Source organism: Oceanimonas sp. MB9, from assembly GCF_011319775.1.
GTDB lineage: Bacteria > Pseudomonadota > Gammaproteobacteria > Enterobacterales > Aeromonadaceae > Oceanimonas > Oceanimonas doudoroffii.
Window position 1 is genome coordinate 265396 of the sequence record NZ_VFBE01000009.1, and the last position, 17248, is coordinate 282643.

At 61.2% G+C, this 17248-nt stretch carries 17 protein-coding genes and 4 tRNA genes; 19 read left to right on the top strand and 2 right to left on the bottom strand.

Features of this window, described 5'->3' with window-relative positions:
• The 9 genes from tolA (at nucleotide 1) to nadA (ending at nucleotide 5493) form a co-directional block, all read left to right on the top strand.
• Complete coding sequence (tolA, locus tag OJHNALOF_RS12600; RefSeq protein WP_165662229.1) at nucleotides 1–1173, top strand: cell envelope integrity protein TolA; 1173 nt, start codon at nucleotides 1–3, stop codon at nucleotides 1171–1173.
• A gap of 2 nt (nucleotides 1174–1175) precedes the next feature.
• Complete coding sequence (gene tolB / locus OJHNALOF_RS12605; protein WP_165662586.1) at nucleotides 1176–2474, top strand: Tol-Pal system beta propeller repeat protein TolB; 1299 nt, start codon at nucleotides 1176–1178, stop codon at nucleotides 2472–2474.
• A 25-nt stretch (nucleotides 2475–2499) separates the two neighbouring features.
• On the top strand, nucleotides 2500–3024 hold the full coding sequence (gene pal, locus OJHNALOF_RS12610) for a peptidoglycan-associated lipoprotein Pal (RefSeq protein ID WP_094200826.1): 525 nt from the start codon (nucleotides 2500–2502) through the stop codon (nucleotides 3022–3024).
• Between the two features lie 19 nt (nucleotides 3025–3043).
• Nucleotides 3044–3796, top strand: coding sequence for a tol-pal system protein YbgF (gene ybgF, locus OJHNALOF_RS12615; protein ID WP_165662230.1), 753 nt, complete (start codon nucleotides 3044–3046; stop codon nucleotides 3794–3796).
• Between the two features lie 140 nt (nucleotides 3797–3936).
• A tRNA-Lys gene (locus OJHNALOF_RS12620) sits at nucleotides 3937–4012 on the top strand.
• A 6-nt stretch (nucleotides 4013–4018) separates the two neighbouring features.
• Nucleotides 4019–4094: transfer RNA gene (locus OJHNALOF_RS12625), tRNA-Val, on the top strand.
• Between the two features lie 30 nt (nucleotides 4095–4124).
• Nucleotides 4125–4200: transfer RNA gene (locus OJHNALOF_RS12630), tRNA-Val, on the top strand.
• 20 nt (nucleotides 4201–4220) lie between these two features.
• A tRNA-Lys gene (locus OJHNALOF_RS12635) sits at nucleotides 4221–4296 on the top strand.
• Nucleotides 4297–4431: 135 nt separating this feature from the next.
• On the top strand, nucleotides 4432–5493 hold the full coding sequence (gene nadA, locus OJHNALOF_RS12640) for a quinolinate synthase NadA (RefSeq protein ID WP_165662231.1): 1062 nt from the start codon (nucleotides 4432–4434) through the stop codon (nucleotides 5491–5493).
• Nucleotides 5494–5555: 62 nt separating this feature from the next.
• On the opposite strand, the gene gapA is transcribed toward nadA, so the two are convergent.
• On the bottom strand, nucleotides 5556–6551 hold the full coding sequence (gene gapA, locus OJHNALOF_RS12645; RefSeq protein WP_094198738.1) for a glyceraldehyde-3-phosphate dehydrogenase: 996 nt from the start codon (nucleotides 6549–6551) through the stop codon (nucleotides 5556–5558).
• A gap of 193 nt (nucleotides 6552–6744) precedes the next feature.
• Nucleotides 6745–7551 (bottom strand): DUF2989 domain-containing protein, encoded by an 807-nt coding sequence (locus OJHNALOF_RS12650; RefSeq protein WP_165662232.1) that lies wholly within the window; start codon nucleotides 7549–7551, stop codon nucleotides 6745–6747.
• Nucleotides 7552–7704: 153 nt separating this feature from the next.
• Here OJHNALOF_RS12650 and OJHNALOF_RS12655 point away from each other — a divergent pair, with 153 nt between their 5' ends.
• From OJHNALOF_RS12655 to OJHNALOF_RS12700, 10 genes are all read left to right on the top strand, one after another.
• Nucleotides 7705–9141, top strand: a complete 1437-nt coding sequence (locus OJHNALOF_RS12655) for a glyceraldehyde-3-phosphate dehydrogenase (protein WP_165662233.1) — start codon at nucleotides 7705–7707, stop codon at nucleotides 9139–9141.
• A gap of 100 nt (nucleotides 9142–9241) precedes the next feature.
• Nucleotides 9242–9520 carry a YeaC family protein gene (locus tag OJHNALOF_RS12660; protein WP_094198741.1) on the top strand — a complete coding sequence of 93 codons (279 nt, stop codon included), beginning with the start codon at nucleotides 9242–9244 and terminating at the stop codon, nucleotides 9518–9520.
• 202 nt (nucleotides 9521–9722) lie between these two features.
• The gene (locus tag OJHNALOF_RS12665; protein WP_165662234.1) at nucleotides 9723–10676 is read left to right on the top strand and encodes a DUF523 and DUF1722 domain-containing protein; all 954 of its coding nucleotides are present in this window, start codon (nucleotides 9723–9725) and stop codon (nucleotides 10674–10676) included.
• The gene (locus OJHNALOF_RS12670; protein WP_165662235.1) at nucleotides 10666–11505 is read left to right on the top strand and encodes a MerR family transcriptional regulator; all 840 of its coding nucleotides are present in this window, start codon (nucleotides 10666–10668) and stop codon (nucleotides 11503–11505) included. The genes OJHNALOF_RS12665 and OJHNALOF_RS12670 overlap by 11 nt, the downstream gene beginning before the upstream one ends.
• The gene (phrB, locus tag OJHNALOF_RS12675) at nucleotides 11483–12892 is read left to right on the top strand and encodes a deoxyribodipyrimidine photo-lyase (protein ID WP_165662236.1); all 1410 of its coding nucleotides are present in this window, start codon (nucleotides 11483–11485) and stop codon (nucleotides 12890–12892) included. Before OJHNALOF_RS12670 ends, phrB begins: the two co-directional genes overlap by 23 nt.
• Complete coding sequence (locus OJHNALOF_RS12680) at nucleotides 12889–13311, top strand: nuclear transport factor 2 family protein (protein WP_094198745.1); 423 nt, start codon at nucleotides 12889–12891, stop codon at nucleotides 13309–13311. Before phrB ends, OJHNALOF_RS12680 begins: the two co-directional genes overlap by 4 nt.
• On the top strand, nucleotides 13308–14036 hold the full coding sequence (locus OJHNALOF_RS12685; protein WP_165662237.1) for an SDR family NAD(P)-dependent oxidoreductase: 729 nt from the start codon (nucleotides 13308–13310) through the stop codon (nucleotides 14034–14036). Before OJHNALOF_RS12680 ends, OJHNALOF_RS12685 begins: the two co-directional genes overlap by 4 nt.
• Nucleotides 14033–15280 carry an NAD(P)/FAD-dependent oxidoreductase gene (locus tag OJHNALOF_RS12690; protein WP_165662238.1) on the top strand — a complete coding sequence of 416 codons (1248 nt, stop codon included), beginning with the start codon at nucleotides 14033–14035 and terminating at the stop codon, nucleotides 15278–15280. Before OJHNALOF_RS12685 ends, OJHNALOF_RS12690 begins: the two co-directional genes overlap by 4 nt.
• On the top strand, nucleotides 15277–15996 hold the full coding sequence (locus OJHNALOF_RS12695; RefSeq protein ID WP_165662239.1) for a DUF1365 domain-containing protein: 720 nt from the start codon (nucleotides 15277–15279) through the stop codon (nucleotides 15994–15996). Before OJHNALOF_RS12690 ends, OJHNALOF_RS12695 begins: the two co-directional genes overlap by 4 nt.
• A gap of 10 nt (nucleotides 15997–16006) precedes the next feature.
• Nucleotides 16007–17239: a cyclopropane-fatty-acyl-phospholipid synthase family protein gene (locus OJHNALOF_RS12700; protein WP_165662240.1), complete on the top strand. Its 1233-nt coding sequence runs from the start codon at nucleotides 16007–16009 to the stop codon at nucleotides 17237–17239.
• Nucleotides 17240–17248: the final 9 nt, after the last annotated feature.

The window sequence follows — 17248 nt, forward strand, 5'->3', positions numbered from 1 at the left end:
GTGTTTGATAACCAGAGTGGTGGCATTCGCAAGGCGGTGCTGATTTCCCTGGGGCTGCATGTGTTGATTGGCGTGCTGTTCCTGGTGGGGGTTAATTTCAGCACCCCCAAGCGGCCCACCCAGGCGGCGTCCATTATTGAAGCCACCATGATTGATGATGGCATGGTGGCGGCCCAGGCCGAGCGCCTGGCGGAAATGCAGGCAAATCGCGACGCCGAGCAGGCCGCAGCGCAGGCGCAAGCCGAGGCCGCGCAAAAGGCGGCGGAAGAGGCCGAACAGAAGGCCGCCGAGCAAGCGGCGGCGGCGGAGGCGGCGCGCCAGGCCGAGCAGGAAAAGGCCGTGGCCGCCCAGCAGGCGAAAGCCGAGGCGGAGCGCCGGCAGGTGCTGGAGCAGCAACGCCAGGCGGAAGAAGCTCGCAAGGCCGCGGAAGCCAAGAAACAGGCGGAAGCCGAAGCCGCCCGCAAGGCCGCGGAAGCGCAGAAACAGGCGGAAGCCGAAGCCGCCCGCAAGGCCGCGGAAGCCAAGAAACAGGCGGAAGCCGAAGCCGCCCGCAAGGCCGCGGAAGCGCAGAAACAGGCGGAAGCCGAAGCCGCCCGCAAGGCCGCGGAAGCCAAGAAACAGGCGGAAGCCGAAGCCGCCCGTAAGGCCGCGGAAGCGAAGAAACAGGCGGAAGCCGAAGCCGCCCGCAAGGCTGCGGAAGCCAAGAAGCAGGCGGAAGCCGAGCAGAAACGCAAGGCCGAGGAAGCCCGCAAGGCTGCGGAAGCGAAGAAACAGGCGGAAGCCGAAGCCGCGCGCAAGGCGGAAGCGAGTAAAAAGGCCGAAGCCGAGCAGGCGCTGAAGGATCTGGAAGCGCTGATGGGTGGCGGCTCGGCAGGAGGTTCTTCGTCGGCCGCGTCGGCGGCAGAAGTGGATCGTTATACCGGCATGATTATTGCCGCGATACAGCGCAACTGGCTGGTAGGACCGACCATGGTGGGCAAGCAGTGCCGTATTAATGTGCGGGTGGCGACCGATGGCCTTATCCTGACCATAGGCCAGGGCCAGGGCGATGCGGAGGTATGCCGCTCGGCAGAGCTGGCCATTCGCAAGACCGGTACCCTGCCTATGCCCAAGGATCCGGCCGTGAACAAACAGCTGCAAAACCTGAATTTGACCCTGATACCGAGGCTTTGATGATGACAAAACGATGGTTGTGGTTATGGCTGCCGCTGCTGATGCTGGCAGGACGGGCACAGGCGGCACTGGATATCGTGATCACCGGCGGCATAGACAGTGCCCGGCCGGTGGCGGTGGTGCCTTTTGAATGGACCGGCGGTGGTGCCGCGCCTCAGGAGTTGTCCGAGGTGATCGGCAATGATTTGCGCAACAGCGGCATGTTCCGGCCGCTGGATCGCAGCTCGCTGCCCCAGCGGGTCTCTCGGGCCGATCAGCTGGATCCGAATCTGTGGCGCACCCGCCAGGCGGAAGCCGTGGTGGTGGGCAGCATAGCGCCGGCGGGCAACAATCAGTACCGTATCAGCTTTGAGCTGGCCGACGTGCTGGGCGGCAACGGCGCCAAGTTGCTGGAAAGCCGCAGTGCCACCGTGCCTGCCGCCCAGCTCAGGCAGTATGCCCACCGTATTTCCGACATCGTGTTTGAGAAGCTGACCGGCATCAAGGGCGCCTTCCTGACCCGCATCGCCTATGTCACGGTGCAGCACGGTGCCCAGTATCCGTATCAGCTGATGATCGCCGACTACGACGGTTTCAACGAGCAGGTACTGCTGCGCTCCCGGGAGCCGCTGATGTCGCCGGCCTGGTCACCGGATGGCCGCAAACTGGCCTATGTGTCCTTTGAAAACAAGAAGGCCGAGGTGGTGGTGCAGGACATTTACAGCCAGCAGCGTCAGGTGGTGAGCTCCCAGCCCGGCATCAACGGCGCGCCCGCTTGGTCCCCCGATGGCACCCGGCTGGCACTGGTGTTGTCGCAGGATGGTCAGCCCGAAATCTATGTACTCAATCTGGCCAGCCGCCAGTTGACCCGGGTGACCAATAACCGCACAATCGACACCGAGCCGACCTGGTCGGCGGACGGAAGAAGTATTTATTTTGTCTCCGAACGGGGAGGCCGACCGCAGGTTTACCGCACCGATCCCGGTGCCGACAATGCGCGTCGTGTGACCTTTGACGGAGACATGAATCTGGGCCCCAGGGTCACGGCAGACGGCCAGAATATGGTGCTGGTCAGCCGCTCCCAGGGGCAATACCGGATTGCCCGGCAAGAGCTGGATGGTGGAAATCTGCAGGTGTTGACCGAAACACAGCTGGATGAATCGCCGAGCCCTGCTCCCAACGGCACCATGATCATCTACAGCACCACTTATCAGGGGCGGCAAGTGTTGTCTCTGGTGTCTATGGATGGTCGTTTCAAGGCCAGGCTGCCGGCCCGCAGCGGCGATGTCCGCTCACCGGCGTGGTCACCGTTTCTAAACTAAAAATTGCTTTTCCCAAGGAAAAATCATGCAAATGAAAAAACTGCTTCAGAGTCTGGCCGTCGCACTTCCCATGTTGACCCTGGCTGCATGTAGCTCCACCAGCGATTCCGACGCCATGACCGGAACCGATGGCAGCTACCAGAACGGTGGCGTACAAACTGGTGCCCAGAACGGTGGCGCCCTGTCTGCCGATGAGCAGATGCGTCAGCAATATGAAGCCCTGCGTCGCGAGAACGTAATTTACTTCGAATTCGACCAGGATGAAGTGACCGGCCACTACGCCCAGGTGCTGGAAGCCCATGCCAGCTTCCTGCGTTCCAACCCCAATGTCAGCATTCTGGTGGAAGGCCATGCCGACGAGCGCGGCACGCCCGAGTACAACATCGCCCTGGGCGAGCGTCGTGCCAAGGCCGTGACCAGCTACCTGCAGAGCCTGGGCGTAAGCGGTTCCCAGCTGGCCATCGTCAGCTACGGCGAAGAAAAGCCGCTGGATACCTCCCGCAGCGAAGACGGTTTTGCCAAAAACCGCCGCGCGGTACTGGTTTACTAAGGACTGATTCGGTTACGTTATGATGAAATTCGCGGCCATTTCGATGGCCGCTGTTTTATCCACCGCCAGCTGGGCTCAGGCCCCGGTGGCCAGTGTGGGTGGCAGCGGCTCCGTCAATGAGCGCCTGGCCGAGCTGGAGCGGGGTTTCAGTGCCCGGTCCCAGGCGCAGATAGATCAACAGCGTCAGCTCAATGCCCTGCAACAGGAGCTGAGCGAAATGCGCGGTCTGCTGGAAGAGCAGAGCTACCGGCTGGAGCAGGTAATAGAGCGTCAGCGCAGCATGCTGGCGGCCCAGCAGGAAGCGGCGTCGGCGCCTCGGGTTGCCCCGTCGCCGGCCCCGTCGTCTGAGGCTGAAACCGCGCCTGAAAGTGGCGGCAGTGCCCCCGAGACGGCGGGAGATGAGCAGGCCGCCTACGACAAGGCAGTGAATCTGGTGTTGCAGGACAAGGACTACAACGCCGCCATTCCGGCCTTTGCCCGCTTTATTACCCAGTATCCTCAGTCGACCTATGTGCCCAACGCCCATTACTGGCTGGGACAGCTGTTGTTTGCCCAAAAACGTTTTGACCAGTCCAAGGCTCAGTTCGCTCGGGTGGTGGAAGCGTATCCCAAGTCCAACAAGCGTCCGGACTCCCTGCTCAAGCTGGGGCTGATAGCCCGGGAGCAGCAGGACGACGGTCAGGCCCGGCAGTATTTTGAGCGCGTGCTAAGCGAATACGGCAGCAGTGGTGCCGCGCGGCTGGCTCAGGAAAACCTGGATGCGATGAAATAACCGGCGGGTTGACGGATTTTTGTGAGAGTCGCCTGTTCCTTGAGCAAACGAAATAAAATGGCAATTTAGCTGTTGCGTCACACAATTAAATCCGTAATATAGGCCGCCGTTGGCAGGGGGCAGCAGCCACCCACCAGACCGGGTCGTTAGCTCAGTTGGTAGAGCAGTTGACTTTTAATCAATTGGTCGCAGGTTCGAATCCTGCACGACCCACCAGATTCCGGACGCTTAGCTCAGCCGGGAGAGCACCTCCCTTACAAGGAGGGGGTCACTGGTTCGATCCCAGTAGCGTCCACCAGTTTTCTCACTTTTGTCAAAAGTGAACCCAGGGTGATTAGCTCAGCTGGGAGAGCACCTCCCTTACAAGGAGGGGGTCACTGGTTCGAGCCCAGTATCACCCACCACTTTCAGTGGTTTACAATTTGGGTCGTTAGCTCAGTTGGTAGAGCAGTTGACTTTTAATCAATTGGTCGCAGGTTCGAATCCTGCACGACCCACCATTCCCTGCCGATTATTTCTTCCCTTCGTTATATTCTGTTTCGCTTTTTCATATTGTTAACATAGATTTGGGTTGCCTTCCCTTCGGCGGTATAATGACCGCAGATTGTTATTGAATGGAGCACTGGCAAACCGCCATGACTGAAGCTGTTGATATTGTCGAGTTTGACTATCCCTTTCCTCCCAAGCCGGCCCCGCTCAGCGCGGAGCAGCAGAGTGCGCTGAAGGATGAAATCAAAACCCTGCTCAAGGCCCGCAACGCGGTACTGGTAGCCCATTATTACACCGATCCGGAAATTCAGGCCCTGGCCGAAGACACCGGCGGTTGCGTGGCCGACTCGCTGGAAATGGCGCGCTTTGGCAAGGAGCACGAGGCCCAAACCCTGATCGTGGCGGGGGTGCGCTTTATGGGGGAGACCTCCAAGATCCTGAGCCCGGAGAAAACCGTGCTGATGCCCACCCTGGAAGCGGAATGTTCCCTGGACTTGGGCTGCCCGGCCGATGAGTTCACCGCCTTCTGTGACGCCCACCCGGATCATACCGTGGTGGTGTATGCCAACACCTCGGCGGCGGTCAAGGCCCGGGCCGACTGGGTGGTCACCTCCAGCATCGCCCTGGAAATTGTCGAGCATCTCGACAGTGAAGGCCACAAGATCATCTGGGCACCGGATCGACACCTGGGGGCCTATATCGAGAAACAGACCGGCTGTGAAATGCTGCGCTGGCAGGGCGCCTGTATCGTGCATGACGAGTTTCGCGCCAAGGCCCTGAAGGAACTGAAGGCCCAGAACCCGGATGCCGCCGTGCTGGTGCACCCGGAGTCTCCCCAGTCGGTGGTGGAGCTGGCCGATGCGGTAGGCTCGACCAGCCAGCTGATCCAGGCCGCAAAGGATCTGCCCCACAAGCGCCTGATCGTGGCCACCGACAAGGGCATCTTCTACAAGATGCAGCAGGCCTGTCCCGACAAGGAAATGGTGGAAGCGCCCACCGGCGGTAACGGCGCCACCTGCCGCAGCTGTGCCCACTGCCCCTGGATGGCGATGAACGGTCTGGTGGCCATTCGTGGTGCCCTGAAGGAAGGCGGCGCAACCCACGAGATTCAGGTGGACGAAGACACTCGAATCAAGGCCATGATCCCCCTGGAGCGCATGCTCAATTTCGCCAAAGAGCTGAAAATGAAGGTCAAGGGCAACGCCTGATCATGACGCAATAAAAAGGCCGGCGCAGTGCGCCGGCCTTTTTATCTCGAGGGGCGGGAGAATTATCTGGAGATATGAGCGATCAGCTCCAGCACCTTGTGGGAGTAGCCGATCTCGTTGTCATACCAGGACACCAGCTTGACGAAGTTGTCGTTCAGTGCAATGCCGGCACTGGCGTCAAATACGCTGGTGCAGGTCTCGCCCAGAAAGTCGGTGGATACCACGTCGTCTTCGGTGTAACCGATGATGCCCTTGAGCTCACCCTCGGACGCGGCCTTGATCACCGCGCAGATTTCCTCGTAGGAAGCCGCTTTTTCCAGGCGTACGGTCAGGTCTACCACGGATACATCCGGGGTCGGTACGCGAAACGCCATACCGGTCAACCTGCCGTTGAGTGCGGGAATCACTTTGCCCACGGCCTTGGCGGCACCGGTGGAGGACGGAATGATGTTCTGACCGGCACCCCGGCCGCCACGCCAGTCCTTGGCGGAAGGACCGTCCACGGTTTTTTGGGTAGCGGTGGTGGCATGCACCGTGGTCATCAGGCCTTCAACAATGCCAAAATTGTCGTTGATAACCTTGGCCAGGGGCGCCAGGCAGTTGGTGGTGCAGGACGCGTTGGAGACGATGTCCTGGCCGGCATATTCCAGATGGTTGACGCCCATTACGAACATGGGGGTGTCGTCCTTGGACGGACCCGTCATGACCACCTTTTTGGCGCCGGCCTGAATATGCTTGCGGGCGGTATCGTCGGTGAGGAACAGGCCGGTGCCTTCTGCCACCACGTCCACACCTGCCTCGTCCCATTTCAGGTTGGCCGGATCCCGCTCGGCGGTAACACGAATGGCCTTGCCATTCACGATAAGCTGACCGCCCTCGACCTGCACATCGCCACGAAAGCGGCCGTGAGTGGAGTCGTACTTCAGCATGTAGGCCATGTAGTCCACATCAAGCAGATCGTTGATGGCGACCACCTCAATGTCGTTACGCTCGCAGGCGAGGCGAAACACGAAACGACCGATGCGACCGAAGCCGTTGATACCTACCTTGATAGTCATACGTTCACCTGAAAAAAGTTGTGGGAAAGATAAGGCTAAAATCTCATTGGTTGTAAAATTACAAAAAAATCGCCTATCGTCAATCAGGAAATCCCGTTCACTCTTGCTTTGGATCATTATTTTTGAAATTTTATTTCACAAATGATGCCTGACTTTCAAAGCAGGACCGCCACAGGTGAAGTCTAACCAGACATCAGTAGGCGGCTCCCCCGTGCTGATAGCGGCCCTGTTGCAGTTGCCGAACAATGGCATCGGCCTGCTGGCGCAGCCTGGCCTGCTGGTCTTCATCGAAACGGACATGGGACGCCATTTGCCCCCAGTCCACCTGCTGGCTGTCCTTCAGTTCTTTCATGATAGTGGTCCATATCCAGGCTTCCTGGTAGCGCTGCTGACTGACATAAAGCTCAACCAGTGTGCCCATCAAATCCGCAGGTGGTTGTTTCCCGGCGGGCAGCAGAGCCAGCGCCCGGTGTAGGGCTTGCTCGGTGGCTTCTGGATCCCGGTGGCGCACCAGTCGGGCCAGGGCCAGCTGCAGATCGGCCTGCTGCATGGCCGGGCGCTCGGCCTGAGCGATAAAGGCGTTACGTGCGGCCCGGTCGCCGTGGCGTTGCCAGCGCCACAGTTGCAGGTAGGGGTAGTCCGAGTCGGCGGTCTGCGCTTCCAGTCGCTCCAGTTCCTCGGTGATGTCGACAAGGGTTTCCACCTTGTCGTTCTTCCGCTCATGGCGCTTGGTGTATTCGATATCCAGCAGCGGATCCAGGCACTGGCGGTAGTCTTCCAGGCTGCTCATCAGCCGGTAGCGACCGGCATCGCCGGCGGCACCGGCCCGCTCGTAGCGGGCCTGCACCAGGGCATCTCGTTCTGCGTTGCACCAGCTGTCGCCGTGTAAATCGGCGCAGAACTGGGGAAAGCGAGTGCACAGGCCGCTGGTGCGATCCCGGTCACAGCCTGTCAATAAAAGTGCGCCCGCCAGCAGCAATAACGGGGGATTGATACTCATATGAAGCTTTATGTGGTCGGCCTTGGTCTGGTAATCATACCCCCTATCCACTAAAATGGGCGCGCCTGAAAGTCCAAAAACGGCAACTTAAATGCCTGCCTGTTTTTGCTGTGAATACCAATAACGGTTACGTGAATTAAAAGGATCCGGTCGATGACCCATGAGAGTTACCTGTCCGCCTGGCAACAGAGCCAGGAACTGGCAGAGTCCATGCAGCCCCTGATTGGCAAACTGTATCGCAACCAGGGTGTGGAAACCTGCGTTTATGCCCGCCCCCTGCTGAATGCCTCTACCATCGATATTCTCAAGGCTCACCGTGTGGTGCGTCGTCACGAAGGCCAGCCGCTGCCGGTCAGCCAGAGCTACCCGGTGCTCAAGGCGCTGAGCGAGATGGAACTGGCTCCGGCCAGCATCGACCTGGGCAAGCTGGCGGTTCGCTACTGGAAGGAGCACCAGGACGAGTCCGGCCTGGCCGAGTTCCTCAAGGCCGAACTGGCCCCGGCCCTGAACAGCAATGCCGACGCCAAGCCCACCGATGTGGTGCTGTATGGCTTTGGCCGCATCGGCCGCCTGCTGGCCCGCCTGCTGATCGAGCGTGCCGGCAGCAATAACGGCATGCGCCTGCGTGGCATCGTGGTGCGTGGCAGTGGTGACGATCTGGAAAAGCGCGCCAGCCTGCTGCGTCGTGACTCCGTACACGGTCCTTTTAACGGCTCCATTGAAGTGGACGCCGAAAACAACGCCATTATCGCCAACGGCACCTACATTCAGGTGATCTACGCCAACAGTCCGGAAGAGATCGACTACACCCAGTACGGCATTCACGATGCCCTGGTGGTCGACAACACCGGTAAATGGCGCGACGAAGCCGGCCTGGGCCTGCACCTCAAGGCCAAGGGGGCCGCCAAGGTGCTGCTGACCGCACCGGGCAAGGGCGACATCAAGAACATCGTATTTGGCGTGAACGATCACATGATCGATGCCGAAGACCGCATCATGTCTGCCGCGTCCTGCACCACCAACGCCATCACCCCGGTGCTGAAGGCAGTCAGTGACGCCTATGGCGTGAAGAACGGTCATGTGGAAACCGTGCACTCCTACACCAACGATCAGAACCTGATCGACAACTACCACAAGGGCGATCGCCGTGGCCGCAGTGCCGCGCTGAACATGGTACTGACCAGCACCGGCGCCGCTTCTGCCGTGGCCAAGGCACTGCCCGAGCTGAAGGGCAAGCTGACCGGCAACGCCATTCGCGTTCCCACGCCGAACGTGTCCATGGCCGTGCTTAACCTGAACCTGGAAAAGGCCACCACCGCCGAAGAGCTGAACGACTACCTGCTGCAGGTGTCCCTGGACTCCCCGCTGCACAACCAGATCGACTTCAGCACCAGCAGCGAGCTGGTGTCTACCGACATGGTCGGCTCCCGTTTTGCCGGTATCGTTGACTCCCTGGCCACTATCGTCGACGGTGATCGCGCCGTACTGTACGTGTGGTACGACAACGAATTCGGTTACAGCTGCCAGGTGGTACGCGTAATGCAGAAAATGGCCGGCATCGAGCTGATGGATCTGCCCGCACGAGGCTGATCGCATTTTTGCAAACCGGCAGTCAAAAAGGGGAGGCGCAAGCCGCCCCTTTTTTCGTTGGTGATGGTAAATTGGCATCATCTTTACAGGAGGAATTGTCATGTCATCGTTTCAGCAAGCCATTGCCGCCATGCCCAAAGAAGTATATGAGCGGCTGAAAACCGCCGTGGAGCTGGGCAAGTGGCCCGATGGCTCTGTCCTGACCCCGGAGCAGAAGGAAAACAGCATGCAGGCGGTGCTGGCCTGGCAGGCCATGCACAACGACAACCCCGAGCACATGACCATTGGCAAGGGGGGCGAGCTGATCATGAAGTCCAAGTCCGAGCTGCGCCGCCAGTTTCGTGATGAAGAAGAGATCATGCGCAGCAAGCTGAACTGAACCTTGTATGCCCGGGCCCGTCCCGGGCAACCTTTCCCAATCCCCAATCCCCAATCCCCAATCCCCAATCCCCAATCCCCAATCCCGATATTCAAACGTCTTGCCTCTACGTGTCACCGGCTGAAATTTTTCTTGTACAACCTTGATCAAATTGTACAACCAGCGCTAGAGTAAACTCAGTGGTTGTACAAGAGGGCTAACAATGTACAAGTTTGATCCCCGCGTGATTAAAGTCGGTATCAGTGGCTGCCTGATGGGGCAGAAGGTCCGTTTCGACGGCGGTCACAAGCGTTCCAACTTCTGCACCGACGAGCTGGCCAAGTTTGTGGAGTTCGTGCCGGTGTGTCCGGAAATGGCCATCGGCCTCGGCACTCCCCGGCCCAGCATTCGCCTGATTGGCGGGGAAGGGGGAGTCATTGCCCAGACCGCCAAGGGGCAGGACGTGACCGAGGCACTGCGGGACTACGGTCGCCATATGGCGACCCAGTTCGAGGGCCTGAGCGGTTACGTGCTGTGTGCCAAATCGCCCAGCTGCGGCATGGAGCGGGTGCGGGTCTACCACGAGAGCGGCAAGGGCAATGAGAAGGAAGGGGTCGGTCTCTATGCCGCCGAAATCATGCAGGCGCTGCCCCTGCTGCCCTGCGAGGAAGACGGCCGGCTCAACGATCCGATCTTGCGGGAAAACTTTGTCACCCGGCTGTATACCCTGCACGACTGGCAGTGCCTGCTGCACAGGGGGATGACCCCGTCCCGGCTGATCGCCTTTCACAGCCGCTACAAGTACCTGCTGATGGCCCACCACAGAGACGGTTACCAGGAGCTGGGCCGGCTGGTGGCGGACTTGTCGAGCGACCCGGAACAACGGGCGCAGGAATATATTTACCGGTTGATGCAAACCCTGACCCGGCGGGCCAGCCGCAAGGGGCACACCAATGTGTTGCAGCACCTGCAGGGCTATTTCAAACGTCAGCTGAATGCTCGGCAGCGCCAGGAGCTGGCCGGCACCATTCACCAGTACCGGGAAGGCATTCTGCCGCTGCTGGCACCCATTACCCTGCTGCGTCACTACCTGGAGGAATACCCCAACGATTACCTGCGTCAGCAGGTGTACCTCAATCCGCATCCGGAGGCATTGCGACTGCGTTATGGCATCTGAGCCCCAGTATCCGATTCGGGAAGTGTCCCGTTTAACCGGTATCAACCCGGTTACCCTGCGGGCCTGGCAGCGCCGCTACGGCCTGCTCAAGCCAGCGCGTACCGACAAGGGCCACCGGCTCTATTCCGACGATGATGTTGCCCTGATCCGGCAAATTCTGCACTGGGTCGAGCAGGGGGTCAGCATCGGCCAGGTCAAGGGCCTGCTGAGCGATCCGCAGCCGGTGAAAGCCGGCTCCAACTGGGAGCAGGCGCTGCACCGGTTACTGACCGCGGCCTGTGAGCTGAATCTGGGGCGGCTGGAAGTGGAGCTGAACGAGCTGGCCAGCCTGTATCCGGCCGAGCTGCTGCTGCGTCATGTCATTGAACCCTGGCTGGCGGAGCTGGGCCGGCTGAATCGTCCCGATGACCAGCTGATTGAGCAAAGTGCGACCGCCCTGCTGGCCCGAGTATTCAGTCAGTTGCTGACCATTAAGTCCGGTCCGCGCATTGCCGTGGCCCGAGTGGGGGAAAGCCATGCCCTGAGCGGACTGCTGACCTGTTTTGAGTTGCAGGGGCTGGAATGCCGCAGCCTGGAACTGGGCCGCCTCGAGCCATTGCAACTGCCGCTGGCGGCCCAGCGGCTGAAATGCGACGCGCTGGTGGTGCAACTGGGCGGCGGCCTCACGCAAAGTTGGTTTGCGGAGCGGGCCCAATGCTGGCCCGAGCACAGCTTTTTTATCGGAGAGCTGGGGCGAATGTACGCCGATCAGGGCTGCCTCAGTCGGCCTCATGGCATCACCGTCAGTGAAATCGCGAGGAAGTACGATGCGACATTTGGTGTGGTTTAGAAACGACCTGCGCCTGGCCGACAATCCGGCCCTGCATGCGGCCATGGACGAGGGTGAGCAGGTGCAGGCGCTCTATATCGACTGTCCGGGGCAGTGGCGGCAGCACGGCAACAGCCCCCTGCAGCGAGACTTTCTGCGCCGAAACCTGCAGGCCCTGAGTGAAGGCCTGGCCAGGCTGGGCGTCCCCCTTGAGCTGCTGGTGTGTGAACACTTTGACGACGTGCCCGAGCGGCTTTCCGGCTGGATAAAAGAGCACGACATCGACGCCCTCTATGCCAACCGGGATATCGGCATTAACGAGCGCCGCCGCGACAAGGCGGTGCAGCAGGCCCTGAACATTCCCTGCCGGGTCTTTAACGGCGACTGCGTGATGAACCATGGCAGCATCACTACCCAGAGCGGTGACATGTACAAGGTGTTTACGCCCTTTTCCAAGGCTTGGCTGAGCGCGCTCAAGGCCCAGGGCTACCGGTTGTTGCCGGTGCCCGAGGCGCGGAACGACGCCTGTGATCCGGCCGATATTGCCCTTGCCGGGGACCTGCAAGACAGCGGCGCCTGGGACGCCGGCGAGCAGGCTGCAGGGCAGGCGCTGGCGCGGTTTTGCGCCGAGCATTTGCTCGATTACGGCGAGCAGCGTGATTTTCCGGCGGTGGCAGGCACCAGCCGGTTGTCACCTTATCTGGCCCTGGGAGTATTGTCCCCCAATCAGTGCCTGGCGGCCATCGAAAACGAGCTCGGCAGCCTGCCCCTGGGGCGGGGAGAGCGCGGCTTTGCCTGGCTGAACGAGATCATCTGGCGGGAGTTCTACCGCCACCTGCTGGTAGCCTTTCCCCATTTGTCGATGAACCGGGCCTTTAAGGAAGAAACCGAGGCTCTGCAGTGGAGCCATGACGAAGACGGTTTTGCCGCCTGGTGTGATGGTCGAACCGGTTATCCCCTGGTGGATGCCGCCATGCGCTGCCTAAAAGACACCGGCTGGATGCACAACCGGCTGCGCATGATAGTAGCCAGCTTTCTCACCAAGGATTTGCATATTGACTGGCGCCGGGGAGAAGCTTGGTTTATGGCCCGGCTTATCGACGGCGAGCTGGCCGCCAACAACGGCGGCTGGCAGTGGGCGGCGGGCACAGGTGCCGACGCGGCGCCTTATTTCCGCGTGTTTAACCCGGTGACCCAGAGCGAGCGCTTTGACCCGGACGGCGAGTTTATTCTCCGCTGGGTGCCGGAGCTGAAAAACGTGCCGGCCAAACACATTCACGCCCCCCACGACTGGCTGCGCAAGCAAGGGCGCGAGAGCGATTACGTGCCGCCCCTGGTGGATCACGCCCGCGCCCGACAGCACGCCATTGCCATGTTTGACGCCCTGAAGGACGAGGAGGAGGCATGAGTCCCGCCCTGAGCGCCTTTTGCCGCCTGTACCGGCGCCTTTCCCCCGCTGAGCTGCAGGGCTTGCGTCATGTGTATTCAAAGGATGTGTTGTTTGCCGACCCGGCCCACGACATTCGTGGCATCGAGTCGCTGGTGGCCTATTTCGAAGGGCTGTTTACCCGGGTGCAGCAGTGCCGGTTCGACATTATTCAGGTGATGGAGCAGGACGGTGAAGCCTATGTGCGCTGGGAAATGCACTTTGTTCACCCCCGGCTCAATGGCGGCCGGCCGGTGACCGTGCCCGGGGTCAGCCATTTGTGTTTTGCCGACAGCATTTATTACCACAGAGACTTCTTTGATCTTGGCGCCATGCTCTATGAACAGTTGCCGCTGCTGGGCAAGGGCATACGGGCATTGAAACGGAGGCTGAATTCATGAAACGGGTATTGATCACCGGTGCCAACTCCGGCATCGGCCTGCAACTGGCGCAGGATTATTTATCCGAGGGCTGGCAGGTGGTGGCCTGCGGCCGCAACCACGACAAGCTGGCCGAGGCCCTGTCCGGTGAGCGGGTGGAGTACGGCGTGTTTGACATCAACGACCGGGACGCCGTGCGCGATGCGTTGAGTGCCGTGGCGCCGGTGGATCTGGCCATTCTTAACGCCGGCACCTGCGAATATGTGGACGATGCCCATGCCTTTGACGCCGCCCTGTTTGAGCGGGTGGTACAGGCCAACCTGATCGGCACCGGCAACTGTGTGGCGGCGGTATTGCCGCGCATCAAGACCGGCGGCCGACTGGCGCTGGTGAGCTCGTCGGTGACCTTTGTGCCTCTGACTCGGGCCGAGGCCTATGGCGCCTCCAAGGCTGGCGTCGACTACCTGGCCCGTACCCTGGCGGTGGATCTGAATGCCGCCAACGTCGCCGTCAGCCTGATTCGGCCGGGGTTTGTAGACACCCCCCTGACCCAAAAAAACGACTTTCCCATGCCCGGCCGGGTCAGTGTGCAGCAGGCCAGCCAGGCCATACGCCGGGGGCTTTCGCGCGGTAAACGTGAAATCACCTTTCCCTTCGGGTTTATCGCTACCCTGCGGGGCCTGTCCTGGCTGCCCCAAGGATTGTGGCTGAGTCTGGCCCGGCGTATGAAAAAGGAGCAGGCATGAGCAGCATTGCGGTCATCGGCAGTGGCATCGCCGGTCTTACCTCGGCCTGGCTGCTGAGCCGGCGGCACAGGGTGACCCTGTTCGAGGCCAACGATTATCTGGGCGGGCACACCGCCACCGTGGACGTGACCCTGAACGGCCGCCGTCACGCGGTTGACACCGGTTTTATCGTGTTCAACGACCGCACCTATCCGCGGTTTCAGCGGCTGCTGGCCCGGGCCGGGGTGGAGGCCCGGCCCACCGAAATGAGCTTCAGCGTGCAGCAGGGAACCACCGGGCTGGAATATAACGGCCATACCCTCAATACCCTGTTTGCCCAGCGCAGTAATCTGGTGAACGGGCGTTTTTACGGTTTTCTGCTGGAAATCGTGCGTTTTAACCTGCTGTGCAAGCGGGCGCTGAAGGACAACACCCTGACCGAGCAGGACACCCTGGGCGGGTTCCTGGCGCGGCACGGCTTTTCCGACTTTTTTGCCGGCCATTATGTGCTGCCCATGGTGGCGGCCATCTGGTCATCGTCCCTGGCCGACAGCCGGAATTTTCCGTTGGCCTTCTTTCTGCGCTTTTTCAACCATCACGGCCTGCTCAATCTGGTGGACCGGCCCCAGTGGTACGTGGTGCAGGGCGGCTCGCGCAGCTATATACCGGCGTTGGTGCAGGGCGTGCAGGAGGTGCGGCTGAACAGCCCGGTACAGTCGGTGCGGCGGCTGGAGAAGGGGGCAGCGATCACCACGGCGGCGGGCACCGAGACCTTTGACGAGGTGATTATGGCCTGCCACTCGGATCAGGCACTGGCCATGCTGGACGATGCCACCGCGGCCGAGCGTGAGGTGCTGGGCGGGCTGGCCTACCGCGACAACGAGGTGGTGCTGCATACCGACACCCGATTGCTGCCCGCCGAGCGCCGGGCCTGGGCCAGCTGGAACTATTACCTTGAGGGGGGCGAGCAGGCGCTGCCGGCGGTGACCTATAACATGAATATACTGCAGGGAATTGAGTCAGATGACACCCTGTGCGTGACCCTGAACCGCACCGATGCCATCGATCCGGCCCGCATTCTGCGCCGTTTTCGCTATGCCCATCCGGTGTACAACCACGCCGCCATCGCGTCTCAGGCCCGACGGGGTGAGATTTGCGGCCGGAACCACACCCATTTCTGCGGCGCCTACTGGTACAACGGTTTTCACGAAGACGGGGTACGCAGCAGCCTGGACGTGTGCGAACGCTTTGGAGCCGGCCTATGAGCCTGAACAGCGCCATTTATACCGGCGTGGTGCGCCATCGCCGTTACCAGCCCAGGGCCCATGCCTTCAGTTATGGCCTGTACATGCTGGCGCTGGATCTGGACGAGCTGCCCCGGCTTGACGCCACCAGTCGCTGCTTTGCCCTTGAAGGCTTTGCGCCGCTGAGCTTTCGCCGCCGCGACTACCTGGGGGACGCGCACACGCCGCTCAAGCAGGCGGTGCTGGAAGAAGTGGCCCGTCTCGGCGGAGACTCCCTCGGCCTGGAGCGGGTGGTGATGCTGGGTCAGGTGCGCTGTTTCGGCCTCTATTTCAGCCCGGTAAACCTGTTTTTCTGTTACCGGGGCAAGGAAGCCCGCTACCTGCTGGCGGAGGTCCGCAACACCCCCTGGCGGGAGCGTCACTGCTATCTGGTGGATCTGGCCCGGCCCGCACCCACCGACAAGGCCTTTCACGTGTCGCCCTTTATGGGCATGGCCATGCAGTATCACTGGCGCATTGCCCCGCCGGCGGCCCGCACCCTGGTGCACATCGAAAACCGCACCCCCGAGCTGCTGTTTGACGCCACCCTGGCCCTGCGCCGGCGACCGTTCAGCGGTCATGCCCTGCGGGCGGCGCTGTGCCAGTGGCCAATGATGACGCTCACCGTGGTGCGTGGCATCTACTGGCAGGCGCTGAAACTGTTTTTTAAACGCATTCCCTATCATTCACATCCTTAAGGACGCCACGATGGAGACGACACTGACCCCCGCCGCCCCCCGCCGCCTGGATCGCTGGGCCCGCCGTCTGGCTTTTTCATTGCTGTCGGGCCTGAAGGACGCCGGGCTAACCATAGAAGACGGCGACGACACCTTCTTTTTCGGTGATGCCAGGGCGGATCTGCAGGCCCGGGTACGGGTGCTGGATCCCCGCAGCTACCGCCGGCTGCTGGCGGGAGGCAGCATCGGGGCCGCCGAAAGCTGGGTGGAAGCCGGCTGGCACAGTCCGGATCTGACCGCCCTGACCCGGCTGTTTGCCCGCAACCTGGCGGTGCTGGATCGCATGGAGCGGCGCCTGGGCTGGCTTACCTGGCCCTTGCACCGGCTGGTGCACCGGCGCAACCGCAATTCTACCCGCGGCAGCCGGGCCAACATTGCCGCCCACTACGATCTGGGCAACGACATGTACGCCCTGTTTCTCGACCCGTTGATGCAGTATTCCTCGGCGGTGTTTCCGGAAGCCGGGGTCAGCCTGGAGCAGGCCCAGCAGCACAAGCTGCGGCTTATCTGCTCGCGCCTGGAACTGGGGCCCGATGATCACCTGCTGGAAATCGGCACCGGCTGGGGTGGACTGGCCTGCTACGCCGCCCGCCATTATGGCTGCCGGGTGACCACCACCACGCTGTCCCGGGAGCAGTTTGAGCATGCTCAGGCGCGGGTGAAACGGGAAGGGCTGGAAGAGCGGGTGACCCTGTTGCTGAAGGACTACCGAGAGCTGACCGGTCAGTATGACAAGCTGGTGTCGGTGGAGATGATAGAGGCGGTGGGCCACGAGTATCTGCCAGCCTATTTCCGAGCCCTCAACCGCCTGCTCAAACCCCACGGCCGGCTGCTGATCCAGGCCATTACCATGGTGGATCAGCGCTACGATCAATACCGCAAGGGGGTGGACTTTATTCAGCGCTACATTTTTCCCGGCGGTTGCCTGCCCTCGGTCAGCGAGATGACCCGGCACCTGCGCGAGCAGACCGACATGACCCTGGTGCGGCTGCACGATTATGGCTGGCACTATGCCGAGACCCTGCGCATCTGGGCCGAGCGCTTTCAGCAGGCCGGCCCCGATCTGGCCCGTCTGGGTTACGGCGCCGACTTTCAGCGGCTGTGGGCCTATTACTTTGCCTACTGCGAGGGCGGCTTTCGGGAAGGCACCATTGGCCTGGCGCATTTCGAGGCTACCCGGCCGGCGGCCCGGGCACGGAGCTGACGGAGCGAA